Annotated in this window: 12 protein-coding genes; 2 read left to right on the top strand and 10 right to left on the bottom strand. The window is 61.2% G+C overall.

The window, feature by feature from the left end; all coding sequences use genetic code 11:
• On the top strand, positions 1–384 hold a 384-nt coding region (locus QNJ67_22650; GenBank protein ID MDJ0611790.1), incomplete at its 5' end, for an Lrp/AsnC family transcriptional regulator.
• 14 nt (positions 385–398) lie between these two features.
• Here QNJ67_22650 and QNJ67_22645 read toward each other — a convergent pair.
• From QNJ67_22645 to QNJ67_22605, 9 genes are all read right to left on the bottom strand, one after another.
• A complete protein-coding gene (locus QNJ67_22645) occupies positions 399–1,064 on the bottom strand; it encodes an NnrU family protein (protein MDJ0611789.1) in 666 nt (221 codons plus the stop codon).
• 94 nt (positions 1,065–1,158) lie between these two features.
• Entirely contained in the window at positions 1,159–2,691 is a 1,533-nt protein-coding gene (locus QNJ67_22640) for a hypothetical protein (GenBank protein MDJ0611788.1), read from the bottom strand.
• On the bottom strand, positions 2,678–3,706 hold the full coding sequence (locus QNJ67_22635) for a glycosyltransferase family 2 protein (GenBank protein MDJ0611787.1): 1,029 nt from the start codon (positions 3,704–3,706) through the stop codon (positions 2,678–2,680). Before QNJ67_22635 ends, QNJ67_22640 begins: the two co-directional genes overlap by 14 nt.
• Before the next feature lie 132 nt (positions 3,707–3,838).
• Positions 3,839–3,997: a hypothetical protein gene (locus QNJ67_22630; GenBank protein MDJ0611786.1), complete on the bottom strand. Its 159-nt coding sequence runs from the start codon at positions 3,995–3,997 to the stop codon at positions 3,839–3,841.
• Between the two features lie 55 nt (positions 3,998–4,052).
• Complete coding sequence (locus QNJ67_22625) at positions 4,053–8,264, bottom strand: hypothetical protein (protein ID MDJ0611785.1); 4,212 nt, start codon at positions 8,262–8,264, stop codon at positions 4,053–4,055.
• A gap of 95 nt (positions 8,265–8,359) precedes the next feature.
• On the bottom strand, positions 8,360–8,776 hold the full coding sequence (locus tag QNJ67_22620; GenBank protein ID MDJ0611784.1) for a hypothetical protein: 417 nt from the start codon (positions 8,774–8,776) through the stop codon (positions 8,360–8,362).
• The gene (locus tag QNJ67_22615) at positions 8,776–9,834 is read right to left on the bottom strand and encodes a hypothetical protein (GenBank protein MDJ0611783.1); all 1,059 of its coding nucleotides are present in this window, start codon (positions 9,832–9,834) and stop codon (positions 8,776–8,778) included. The genes QNJ67_22620 and QNJ67_22615 overlap by 1 nt, the downstream gene beginning before the upstream one ends.
• A gap of 413 nt (positions 9,835–10,247) precedes the next feature.
• Positions 10,248–10,664: a DUF126 domain-containing protein gene (locus tag QNJ67_22610; GenBank protein ID MDJ0611782.1), complete on the bottom strand. Its 417-nt coding sequence runs from the start codon at positions 10,662–10,664 to the stop codon at positions 10,248–10,250.
• Positions 10,661–11,890 (bottom strand): aconitase X catalytic domain-containing protein, encoded by a 1,230-nt coding sequence (locus tag QNJ67_22605; protein MDJ0611781.1) that lies wholly within the window; start codon positions 11,888–11,890, stop codon positions 10,661–10,663. The genes QNJ67_22610 and QNJ67_22605 overlap by 4 nt, the downstream gene beginning before the upstream one ends.
• 156 nt (positions 11,891–12,046) lie before the next feature.
• Between QNJ67_22605 and yghU the strand changes: the two genes are divergently transcribed.
• The gene (yghU, locus tag QNJ67_22600) at positions 12,047–12,922 is read left to right on the top strand and encodes a glutathione-dependent disulfide-bond oxidoreductase (protein MDJ0611780.1); all 876 of its coding nucleotides are present in this window, start codon (positions 12,047–12,049) and stop codon (positions 12,920–12,922) included.
• A gap of 81 nt (positions 12,923–13,003) precedes the next feature.
• Here the strand turns inward: yghU and QNJ67_22595 are convergent.
• On the bottom strand, positions 13,004–13,228 hold a 225-nt coding region (locus QNJ67_22595; protein MDJ0611779.1), incomplete at its 5' end, for an aldehyde dehydrogenase family protein.

Raw genomic sequence — 13,228 nt, 5'->3', positions numbered from 1 at the left:
CTGCGCAGGGACGGGCGCGCGCCCCTGTCGAAGCTGGCCGACATTCTGGGCGTGTCCCGCGGGACGGTGCAGAACCGGATCGAGCGCCTGCTGGAATCGGGGGCGCTCCTCGGCTTCACCATCCGGGTGCGCGACGACTACGAGACGGAGAAGATCCGGGCGGTCATGATGATCGAGGTCAAGGGACAGTCGACCACCGAGGTGATCCGCAAGCTGCGCGGCTTTCCCGAACTCCAGAAGATCCACACGACCAACGGGAACTGGGACCTGGTGGTCGAGATACAGACTGACAGCCTGAGCGACTTCGACCGCATCCTGAGGGAAGTCCGCGGCGTCAACGGGGTCTCGAACAGCGAGACGAGCCTGCTCCTCAGCAGCGTATGAATGCCTTCCAGAGTTCAGAGAGGGTCGACGCCCAGGATCAGCGGGTGAAGCCAAAGGAGACCGAAGAAGAGGCCGAGGCCGGCCGCGAGCCGGACGAGACTCGCGCGGAGGCTCGCCGGTCTCGGGATGAAGGGGGTCTGCCCGACGCGGGCCGTGAGGGCTTGCCACGCCTCTCCCATCTCGCGGCGCTTCCGGCGGTCCACGAGGCGCCCGCCCAGGACGGCGAAGGCCGCGAAGCTGCCGAAGAGGATCAGATGAGCGAGGTCGCCGTTCGGCACGATATGGGCGACGGCCCAGAGCGCCAGGGCCGCCAGCAAGGGATGCCGGGTCCAGCGCACGACCCCCGGGTGGGCGGGGTCGAAGGTCTCGTTTGCGCGGCCGCCGAAGGAAAAGGGGTTCGGCCGGGCGACGGAGGCGGCGAGCAGAAGGCAGGCGGGCAGCATGAGGACGAGCGTCACCTGTGACTGCCAGGGGGCCCAGGGCCAGATCTGGACGAAGGGCGCCCGCCCCGCCGCGAGGATCAGCCAGGCCAGGACCGCGAGCGACAAGGCGGAATAGAGCAGGCTGAAACCCGTCGCCCCCAGGCGCTGGACCAGCCAGGGCTTGACCGGAGGCCGAACCGGAATCGAATGGCTCGCGAAGAAGATCGCGAACGCAAAGGCGAACTCGGCCCAGGCCATGGGTCAGTTGCTCTTCAGGACACTTACCGGGGAGCGGCAAGCTAGCACGGAACTCGCACCGCCTCACGCCGGCCGGTCACGAGACCACTCCAGGTCAATCGTCGGATCGACGGTCTCCGGGCAGGGTGCATATCTCGGCCAGGAGAGCCTCCGGCCGGCCGCGCGTACGGCCCTTCTCGACGCAGTCTCCATAGGACCAGTGGGCAAAGAACTCGTTGCCTTCGGTCGAGAACTGGCGGGTGTAGAGCGAGGTCGTCTGGAGCGTCGACATCAGCCCGGCATAGACCGCGAGGCCGAGAACCGCCGGCGGACCGATGCCCTTGCGCGACCGGGCCAGCCACGCGGTTACCGTGGGGAGCCCGAAGATCGCCAGGACGGCGAGGGCCGGCCAGATGTCGAAACGGTAGCGCAGGGTGATGGTCCCGTATGCCAAGGTCAGGACCGCGGTGACGCCCGTCGCCAGCAAAAGGCCAAGCAGAGGCTTTGGCGCCCGCCAGGGGCAGGCAGCGGCCAGGAAGATCCATCCGGCCCAGAGCCAGAGCATCCCGCCGCGCGGCGGCTCGATCCGGATGTAGCCCAAGTCCTCCAAGGTCGCCCGCCGATAGGCCGCGAGGACCAGGTCCGGCAGGCCAGACCACTGCATGTAGTCGGGCGGATCCAGGCTGTAGAAAGCGAGATTGGGCAGAACGCGCCGGAGGTTGAAGCGGCCGTGCTCCTTGGAGGCCGTCGCGCGAGGGGAGTCCGGCTCTTCCTGGCCCCAGTAGACCGTGCCGTACTGGACCCGGGAGGCATCGAACTGGCCGTCGACCTCTGTCGGCGCGCCGAAGCGCGCCGAATTCATGGCCAGGAAGCCGGCCCCGCTGAGCCCGGCCAGGGCGAGGGCAAGCGCCGCGGGAATAAGCGCCCGCCGGCGGTCGCTAAGCATTGCCTGTCCGACAGCGAGAACGAGGCCGAGATAGAGGCCCACCGCAACGTTCGGGCGGGCGTGGAGGGCGATGGCGGCGCAGAGGGCGAGCCCCACGAGGACCCACCGCCACGGCCGGTGGAACGCCGCTGCCCGTACCCAAAGAAGGATGAAGAGAGCCGCCATGGCGTAGGCGACCGCGACCGGCTCGTGGTAGAGCGAGGGGCGCGCGGCGATCAAGATGCCCGGGGCGGCGAACCAGACGGCACAGGCCAGGATGACCGCCCAGAACGTCCGGCGCCCTCTGTCGCCCGCCCAGGCTCGGTCTGCGGCCGTCAGGAAAGCCAGGTGGTAGCACGCTGTTCCGAGCACCGCCCAGAGCCAGACCGAGACCTGCGCCAGCGAAGCTTGGGGCAGGGCCACGGTCCAGCCGAAGGCGAAGCGCGTCAGCAGCGGGGCTACGCCGTGGTAGAGATACCCCTTTCCGTCCGGCGCGTAATGCCCCTCGAAGCGCAAGACGCGGGCCGGCAGGTCCAGCCGGCCCTCGAGGATCGCCAGGTAGTAGAGATCGTAGATATCGGTGCCGAACGCCTCGTTACCGAATGGGCCGACCCCGAAAGCAATGAGCGCATAGGCCAGCGCTCCCAGAACCGCCACCGCGAGGGACCCGACCAGGGCTGGGTCGGAGGCCCACCTGGCCGTGATGGCGTCAGTCTGCAACATGTGACCGCATCGCGGCTGGGTCCGTTTCTTCTTCTATGGCGGGATTGTCGTGCTGCTCTAGGCGGCGAAGCCGCATGAGGACGTTCTCGGTCAAGCGGCGGTTCGTGGCGATCGTGTCGCTCAAGAAGGCAATGACCACGGTGAAGTAGCCCGCCAGAAGGAACACGCCGCCCAGCACGAGCGACTGGATATGACCGCCCCCTTCGCCAATGGCGTAGAGGTAAAGGAAGCGGAGCACGGGGAGCGCCCCGACGAACAGCATGATGCCGCCCAGAATGCTGAACGCGCTCAGCGAACGGTACATGACGTAGCTGCGCAGGATCGTGATGATCTGTTTGCGCAAGAACGAACCCATCGACCTGAAAAGTCTGGAGGGCCGGGTCGCGGGGTTGGTATCGACCGGAACCGAGACCACCGTGAGCCCTTTCTGACCGGCATGGATCAGCGTTTCCGTGGTGTAGCTGAATGTCGTCATCACGTTGATGCTCAGCGCCGCCTCGCGTGAGTAGGCGCGGAATCCCGACACCGCGTCGGTAACGTCGACGCCCGAGAGACTCCGGACTACCTGTGTGCCGCACCTTTGCAGCAAGCGTTTAAGGAGCGGGAACTCTCTGTTCTTCCCGGGTTTTCGGTCGCCGATCGCGATATCGGCCTGGCCGTCCAGGATCGGGCGGATCAGGTCCGGGATCGACGCGCCCGAATACTGGTTGTCGCCATCGGTGTTGACGATGATGGTCGCGCCGCGGCTGAGCGCGTTGTCGATCCCCTTCTGGAAGGTGCGCGCAAGACCCTTGTTGCGCTTGTTGCGGAGGATGTGATTGACGCCGAACCGGCGGGCGACGTCCAGCGTGTTGTCGGTCGATCCGTCGTCGATCACCTGCGTCTCGACCACGTCGACACCGGGGATCTCCCTCGGGATATCGATCAGCACGTCGGGCAGGGTCTCGGCCTCGTTGTAGCAGGGAATCTGTACGATGACCTTGATGAGGCCCTGGCGGGCTTCGCTGCCGATCATTGCTCTCACCGCCTCTGGGTTCTCTAGCGCCGCCAAAAACTAGCAAGCCGCCATCAACTAATTGTTAAGCTCAAATGCCTCGCCTCGGCCGGTTCCCTCGTCCCTCGAGAGGAGCGGAAGCCGGCGGCAGGCTCACTCGATGAAAGAGGCAATGAGGCCGGCCCTGCTCAGCGCCCAGACGTGGCCCGCCTCGAAGCGGTCGCAGAGGGCGAGATCCGCCGGCGCCGCGACCTGGAGCAGGATCGTGTTCGCCCGGTTGAACAGGATCGCCCGAGGGCAGAACCCACGCATTAAGCAGGAACGACGATGCGTTGGTCACATAGGAATTCTGGAGAATGTAACTTCGTTACGCTTTCGACTCGGGCTCATCGTCTAGTCGCTGACGAATGGCCGTTATTGCGGAATCGATGCTATCGGCTCCTCGCACGAACTCTTCCGGCGAGAGGCCGGCCTCCGTATGATCACCGAGAATCAAGGCGTGACGCCTATTCCCATGAGTTACACTCCAACCCTCCCCAAGACTCCGTTGGAGGGTCTTGACATCGCTCACTGACTGGACGTCGTAGACATCAAAGTATTGTGTGGGATCCGGCCTGAACTGGTCAGCGGCGGTTCGTCGAGCAAACAGCCGTTTCCTGATGAAGCGGAGAATTGCTAAACGCTCGCTCACGCCAAAGAGCCGCCGTCTGAGGAGCATAAATATCGGCAAGACCTGAGCACTCAAACTGATAACCCCACAGCGACCTGCGTTCGTCCAGCCTTCAGTTAGGTGAGGACTCTCCTCGGTGATTATCATAATCTGATCGCGCTCGGAGTCGTCTTTGGCCTTGCTCTTCACGAGAACCTTATGCTGCTCAACAAACTCTTTAAATTCCTCCAGATCTGAGATATTCTTGCGATTCCAGCCCTGCCTACCCACGAGCCGAACGACAAAATACATAAACCTGATGAGCGGCAAAACATGACGGTTGGCCGCCGCAAGACGTTGCATCGGCAAGAGCAACCAGGCCAGGTTGAGGCGAAATGCTGCCGGGACTGCAATCCACATCGGAAATTCTTCATCAGTCTCGTTCGCGCCGATGACACCGAAAGCCCGCAACAGGACCTCGCTCCAGCCGTGCAACGTAACTGCGTCAAGATCGAGTTTGAGCGCGGTGGCAGGATGTCGCCTGTCCGCAACCGCGATGAGGTCGAATTCTTCGGCATCAAACTGCGTCGCGTCTCGCGTCAAAAACTCGGTAAGCCGCAACCGCCAAGCACTCCAAAGCTTCTCATGTGCCTGCGCAATAATATCAGCCTGGGCTTTGGAGACTTCTTCCTCGACGGAGTCTAGCCGCTCGAAGAAAGCCTCCGAACCTGGCTCCTCCGCGCCGAAGTCGATAGGATTCTCCTCCAAATACTGGGCGACATACTGATAGAGTAGACCGTCTGGTATTAGCACGCCGTCTATCGCCTCGGTCAACTGCGTGGTCGAGTTGAGCGTATCAAAATTCAAGCAGTCCTTGAGAATCTGAAGTCCCTGATAGCGCTGAGCTGACTTCTCTCCGCCCCCTGGAAGAAGCTGCCCCAAGACAGCGCCTAGAAGCAACGCACGAGAGAGAGCCGGACTACGTTCCTTGAATTGCTGGACGTAAGCTTCGACATCTTCGAGGTGTTGAACAAACTCGTTCCTTTTCTTTTCATCTTCATCTTTCAAGTTCTGTTTGCGATCGAAAATTTTGAAAAAATTTTCAAGCCTGCTGTCCTCCTTGAGAATCATGGCAGCCTCCTGCACAGGCTCCCACTGTGCCGAGCTTGGCATAAGATGAAGCTCGATCAAGCTGCCCGGGGATATCGCTTCTTCATCCTTGTACTCAGCTGCCTGATGGGTCAAGTTTCGAAAGAAATTTTCTATGGCGCCAATCTGCAGCAAAGCATGAGCCGTGGCCCTCTTCGTTTCGAGGCCGCCTTCCTTGTCGATAAGTTTTCCAGAAACGGCTTCACTAATCTTTCCGCGCATTTCGCCGCCGACTTCGTTTCTTACCCAGACAAGGGCTTCCTTCTTCCTGAGCAAGGGTCCCAGCCTTTTAAGTAAATGGATCCGTTCACCCTCGAGTCTTTCATCAGTCTGTGCTGAGGTCCTGTCCTCTACCGTCTTCTCGTCCTTTTTTGACTTTGCTGAAGCAGTGTCACTGGGCACTTCACCGTTGCCACCAAAAGAATGCGCTATTTCTTCGGATCCGCCATCTACCAATTCCTTAAGCTCTGCTCTCCCTGCTTTTCTTACTGTCGGTTCCAGTCCTTCTTTCTCCGGTCGGATGAGGAACCTGTTGGTGTTGGGACCCGCGTGCGCCGGAAAGACGACATCATATACGGAAGCCGGGACAACCAACATTTGCTGATAGCGGAATGCTTCGTCGTCAACTCGCACTCGTTCGCGCACACCTTCAGTCAAAAGCACGGCGCTAGGTTCTTCATCGGGCAACAACGCGCGTGTGCGCCTCATCAAACTGGCCGGGTCAGCCAAGTATCCGACAACCTCCAGCATGATCTTCTGAAGAAACTTGAGATCAGAGCTGGTCAACTCGAGTTCGGGTTCTGTGTCCACTCCATTACGATTGGTGCTGGTCTCGACGTCATTTCGGTGATCTCCATTCTTCTGGTTGGACGAGTCGGCTTGGCGGGTACGTTGCTCCATGTAACCCTTGAAACTCTCAAAGCTGATGTCGATGACGTTATCGCCATCTCGCCAGACACGTGCGGGATAGTAGGCAGCATCGTAAACCTGCTGAACAAAGTAGGAATCGTCCGAGAGGCGCACTCTGACCTCGTCGTTCTGCAACGCTTTCAGCACGGCAAGTTGCATTAGAACCTGAACCCGGTAGTCCTTCCGGCCGGATCTAAGAATTTCGGCGGCGGTGACCTTTAGGGTTTGGTCCTGATGAACGATTCTTCGAAGATAACGGCGCAAGTGAAACACATGCATTCGAGAGTACTGCATCGCCGCGTAGATCAGCACCCAACGCGCATCGGCGTCGGACCGGGAGTGATCCTTATCCGCCGGAAAAATGTTGGAAAAGTGATCAAACAAGTCTCGTGGCCGATAAGCGACGAATAGACGCTGGTTGAAGTAGGTGAGCTCGGGTGGATAGGCGAGCTTTCTATCAATGCGCCTAAGGTGATCGAAATAGTATCGGTCAACCATGAAAAGGAAGACCGCTTCTTCAGTGACGATATTCTTCAGGTGCTTGACGGTCTCTTGCATGAGTTTTATGAGTGGATCGACTTTGTCCAGTTCATCGATGACAAATACTGGTAAGAGGCCAGCTTCCTTTATCCGATTTATCAGTCGTGGGAGGTCACGCACCAAAGTGCTGGGATGCGTATCGATCTCTAAAACCGAGCTATCTCTGCGGCTGCGTTTGTCAATGCGTGTCGTTACCATCTCGACACCAAGCAGTGTCGCAAGAGCGCCCCCTACCGTTATGGCGGACGCTGCAATGGCGGTTGACAATTCGGCGCCCTTTGTCAAGTAGACCGCACCGCCGAGACCTCCCGCAACAAGCGCCAGCACCGGCGCAGTAAGAAGGCGGAGCGCTCCAGTCATTGAGCCGCTCCCGCCGCTCAATTGAAGCACTTTGACGCTCGAATTCGTGCCTGCTTTACTATCTGGCTGTGCATCTTGGGAAAAGTTGTTCGCAAGGCTCCGTGTCTGGTCGATATTGCTATCTGTCGTCTGCTGCGCTGTTAGTTTTCCGATGATCTTCTGATAGGCGATGGCGGCTGTCGCTAGAGCTGTGAGCTCCCGCGCTCCTTGATCCCCCGGCGGAGGTTTTTCGCTATCTTCGGACGAGAAGAGAAAGCCTCTTTCGATCGCGCCCATGCGCCACCAGTAGTCGCGCAAAACATCGGGCAACGGCCCGGTGTCGAACAGCAGTTCGAGGTGGGCAGCCATTTCCGCTCCATCTGAGCGGCTTTGAAACTGTCCGTTCGGCTTGGCCATGACACGTTCCCGAATGGACGTGGAAAACTCTTTGGCCAGTTCGTCGTAACCTCTCTGCATCACGTGTTCGAGCATCGCGTGGAGTTGATCGACTTTCTCATGGGGCAGAGCCTCACCGTTGTTCTTGCTCTCGTTCTCCTTTGCCGATTTCGTCTGGCGGTTTTCGGATTCCTCTTCGCTCTGCCTTTGCGTACCCGCGGCGCCCGACAATCGCGAGCAGCCCTTTGACTCGAATACTTCGAAAAGTGACGGGCCATCGAGCTTGATTGGAAGGAAGCGACAGGGCCCGTCGCGACGCTCCGTGGCAACGCTTCCAGCGCGCGCCTCAAGTTCCACGTCCAACAATGCGTTCCAAACCAACGTGGTCTTCCCGGCACCGCGGTGCCCGGCTATCAGGAATGATTGACCCTCGAGCTCTCCTCTGTAGTAGGCGCGCAAGGTTTCTTTCAAGGTCTCCGCTTCCGGCGAACTCGCGTAGGCGAGACTCGGCGGTGGAAATCCTGTCTCCGTCTTCCTCTTGAGACGGCGCGCACACGCACTCTGGGGGTCGAGGGGAAACTGTATCTTCAGTGACATGGGTCATCACCTCCGAAACGATGAGGCGTTGCCCAACGGATCATCCTGGTCGAGAAATCCGCCAAACGCCGCCGTCTTTAGCTGGGGACCCCGTCTCATGTGTCAGAACGGCCGATGATCTCATCGCATTCCACGATACGGGCCAAACCCTCCGACAACTCGACGCCCTGATCCTTGCAGGCTTTCGAGACGGACAACCTCACATCCTTGGTCATCTGATGGGCCAGCACGATTAAGAGCAAGGCGAAGTAGCCAGCCAGGAACAGGTAAGCCAGCGCGGCCGAGAACCTCCAACCACCGAGCGCTTCGCTCCGCACACCCCAGAACGTGACAACCCTCGCCCCCTCGCCACTGCTTGAGCAATGTCCAAATCTGCCCAAGGCAGCCAGCAGCAACACCAAGATCAAAAAGAAGAGCAACAACCCTCCGCCGAGATTTGGCGCAATCTCCAGCCAAGCCTGCACGTAAGCCACAGGGTTCTCGAAACCAACGTCCGATTGCCTCCCTTCCATTACGGCTTCTCCTCTTTGCCGGCGTAGTTGAGGACAGACACCAGATGCTTACCCTTGAACAAGAAAAGTATGTCGCCGTATCTATTGTAGGGTTCTTTCTCCTCGATTCCGGTATCCAGCCTCTGCATTTTTTCGCCAAATGGAACAAGTTCGATACTTGGCTCGAGAATGCCCAGGGATCGAAGTTGGTACTTGATCTCTTGTCTGATTTCCTCACCTCTAGCTTTTGCAATCTTGAAATTGATCTCTTCGGATTCGTCACTGTCTATCGGCGTTCGATCTGCGTAAGCGAATACCAAGATTTTATCGAGATCTGCGTTGTTCTCTTTGGCCTTGTTAAGTGTCCGATGAATTAGGTTTCTCCCGGCTTCGGTCAAATCACCTGAATTGTGATTGAATCCTACGCTGACGACATCCAGGTGCGGTGGCAGGGCGTTTGCTGATAATTGCAATGAAAGCGAATTCAGGAGCGACAATATCTTCCGGTCGATGCTCAATGACATCTCGTCGATGCGCCTGATCGCCAGATCGTGATGTTCCACAATCAGCTGCCTGTGCTCGCCGAGAGTAGTCATAAGCTCCCGAAGGATGCGGGCCGTGATGCGATCCGCCAAGTCCGCATCGACAGCTCTCTCGTCGAGTTGGACTTTGATTCTCGCGACGATTCTTTCGACGATTTCATGCGTGACCTGTTCCAGAATTTGAGCACTCTGGTCATCGCTCCTGATCGAATCGAGGTTGTCGAATTCATTGACCACGGTGACAGAGGGGAGTGATACGACCTCTGTTTCATCGGGCTCATTTACGGCAGTCGGCTCATCCTTCTTGGCGGTCTCTTCCATTGAAGGCTTGGCAAAAGAGATCACGCCGAATGCGACCAGGCCGCCCGACAACACCAGGACTGCGGTGAAATGGTAAATCGATTGAGGAAAGTACCAACCCCCGAGTCCGCCGCCGAAGCCGCCCCAATGGCCCTCCAGTAAGAGCTTCCGTCCGCCGGTTAGGCTTCTATCGAGCTTCCACCAAGAGTAAGCAAGGCCTATACCGACGATCGCCAATATGAGCGAACTCGCAATATTCGGAGTCTTCGCGTATACGGACACTCCGATGTATGCGAAGGAGAGAAAAAGCACCAATAGTGGAGCAATCGGGACCATCGCGCTGTCTCAGGTCCAGGCATTGCGCAACCGGCCAATGCCCAGGTTGGCAAGCTCCCCAAATTTAAGCTCTGGATTACGATGCAGTGTATGGCCGGATGGGGGCCAGACGTTGTGAGTTTTCGCACATCATGGAGATTGGATTCGTTCCTCGGCGGCGCGCCTCTACACGATCAACGCTCTCTCACTGAAAAATCGGATGAATTGCGTTTGTACCCTTGGAGGAATTGCTCTCGGGTCACAGTGAGCGTCTGCAGGCCTAAAAGGAGTCTTCAGCGCTTGATCCCAGCCGACGTCGAACAAGGCCGCCCCGTCTACGACCCACGGTTGGTGATGGTCACCAGGCCGGCGGCCGGGTCGACCACGAGGCGGTCGCCGGTCCTGATCAGCGCCGTCACGTCGCCGGCCTCGAAGCGGTCGCACAGGGGAAGGTCCGCCAACGCGGCGCCCTGGGCCAGGATCGTGTTGGCCCGGTTGAACAGGATCGCCCGGGGGCAGATCCCGCGCGCCTTCATCTCGTGCAGCATCCAGGCCGAGGCGACGCCGCCCTTGGCGGTGTCGAACACCAGGATCCGGTCCCGGTAGCTCTGCCCGGCGAGGGCGTGCTCCGGCCGCGAGAAGACGCCCTTGATCCGGTCGAGGTCGTAGCGCGCCGAGAAGTTGTCTCGGGCGACCAGGGCCTCGCCCTCGACCCGGGAGCCGATCCCCGCGTGGCACCTGAGTTCGATCATCCGACGATCTCACCGGCGACCGCCGAGTCGACGCAGCGCTCCATGCTGGCCAGCGCCGGCTGGTAGCCGTAGCCGCCCAGGATGTTGACGATCTTGGCCGAGTTGGACAGCAGGCGCTTCCAGCCCTTGGCCTCGCCGATCTCGCGGGCGAACTGGTTGTAGAAGCAGGTGCCCTGGAGCACCGTGCCGCCGGCCGCCTCGATCGTCTCGACCAGCCCCATGCGCGCCGCGTCGGGATAGACCTGGGGCGCGGTGCAGACGATCAGCGGCACCGCCATCCGGCGGCCGCGGCAGAGCTCGGCGACCCGCTGCATCTCCACGATCGAGAGCTGCGGCGCGGCGAAGACCACCACGTCGAGCGTGTCGCCGACGCCGCCGAAGCGCGCGCGAAGCGCATCGATCATTTCCTTGGTGAGGACCTCCGGCGTCAGTTCCTCGCCGCCGACGTCCGCCAGGCGGGGCGCCTCGGGGGTGATGCCGGCCAGGTGGAATAGCGGGGTCGAGCCGAAGCTCGCCATGGCCGCGCCGAGGTGCTTCATCTGGTCCGAGGTCGGCACGGCCTCCAGACCCTCGATCACCGGCACCTCCCAGTAGGAGCCGGCGGTCTTGCCGGCCAGGGCGCCGAGCAGGCCCCAGTCGGTCAGGTCCTCGGGCTGGACCTCGACCCGGAAGCGCCGCGTCGCCCGCCGGTTCTCCTCGAGGTGCAGGCCGTAGCGCGGCGTGCGCCCGGTCAGCCCGGCGGCCAGCGCCGAGGGGCCGCCCTCGAAGTTCGAGCGCGCGCCGCAGGCCGAGTTGGCGTAGATCACCACGCCGGTGTCCCCGTAGGCCACGTGGTCGCCGCGGACCGGCGGCATCACGGTCTGGTAGTTGATACAGGTGTTGGTCATCAGGATGCCCATCGCGGCGCAGGCCGCGACCGTGCGACGCTCGAGGTCGGCCATCTCCTCGGTCTGCCCGAGCGGCCGGTAATGGTCCAGGTCGACGCCGCGCGGATCGGTGATCATGGGAATGGCGACCCGGCCGCCCTGCCCCGCCAGGCCCTCGAGGAAAGCCACCCCGGCCTCGCCCAAAGCCTCGGGGTCGGCCATCATGTGGGCCTGGCTGACCGGCACCAGGTCGGCGGCGTCGAACATCCGGCCGACCTTGATCTGGTGGTCGATCGCCCAGCGCCTGGCCGCGCCGAGCTCCCCGGCCAGCATCGCTTCTTCTTCCTTGGTCAGTTTCACGGACGCGGCCTCCCCGGGATGCTTGCCCGCCCCAGACTAGCGGGAAATGATCCTGGCGATCACAAGACTTTTTACCGCCCGCGCCCTGGGAGCGGGCGGCCCGCGCCCCATATGGCCTGGAGCGAGAGTCACCCGCCGGAACGGAGGAGCCCCGACATGAACGACGCCAGCGGATACCAACCCCCGAAAGTCTGGAAGTGGGAGGGCGAGAGCGGCGGCACCTGGTCGAGCATCAACCGTCCGATCGCCGGGCCGACCCACGAGAAGGAGCTGTCGGTCGGCAAGCACCCGCTGCAGCTCTACTCCCTGGCGACACCCAACGGCCAGAAGGTGACGATCCTGCTAGAGGAGCTGCTGGCGCTGGGCGAGAGCGGCGCCGAGTACGACGCCTGGCTGATCAAGATCGGCGACGGCGATCAGTTCGGCAGCGGCTTCGTCGGGATCAACCCCAACTCCAAGATCCCGGCGCTGGTCGACCGTTCGGGCGCCGAGCCGATCCGGGTCTTCGAGTCGGGCGCGATCCTGCTCTATCTCGCGGAGAAGTTCGGCCACTTCATCCCGAGCGACCCGGCGGAGCGGGCCGAGTGCCTTTCCTGGCTGTTCTGGCAGATGGGCTCCGCGCCCTACCTCGGCGGCGGCTTCGGCCACTTCTACAAGTACGCGCCCTATCCGATGGAGTACCCGATCGACCGCTTCGCCATGGAGACCAAGCGCCAGCTCGACGTGCTCGACCGGCGCCTGGCCGAGAGCCGCTTCATCGCAGGCGAGGGCTACACCATCGCCGACATGGCGATCTGGCCCTGGTACGGCAATCTCGTGCGCGGCAAGATCTACGACGCTGCCGAGTTCCTCGACGTCGCCTCCTACACCCACGTCCTGCGCTGGGCCGAGGAGATCTGGCAGCGCCCGGCGGTGCAGCGCGGCCGCATCGTCAACCGGGCCTCGGGCCCGCTCGAGGAGCAGCTGCACGAGCGCCACGACGCCGGCGACTTCGAGACCCGCACCCAGGACAAGCTCGAGGCCGCCGGCTGAAAACGCCGTCCGGACTCGTCCTCCCCAGATCACTACTGCCTTGGCGATGGCGGTCAAGACCGGGGTCGAAAGGCTTCTGCTCTAGGTCCAGGGCAGGGAGAAGGTCTTAACGTTGGTGTAGCTCTTCATCGCCTCGATCACGCCTTCCTTGTAACCGAGGCCGGAATCCTTGATGCCGCCGAAAGGCGACATCTCGATCCGGTAGCCGGGCACTTCCCAGATGTTGACGGTGCCGACCTGAAGGCCACGGATATAGGCCTGCATCCGCTTGAAATCGTTGGTGCAGACACCCGAGGAGAGGCCGAA

This window comes from Kiloniellales bacterium (assembly GCA_030064845.1).
Lineage (GTDB): Bacteria > Pseudomonadota > Alphaproteobacteria > Kiloniellales > JAKSDN01 > JASJEC01.
This window is presented reverse-complemented; position numbering and strand designations above follow the sequence as displayed.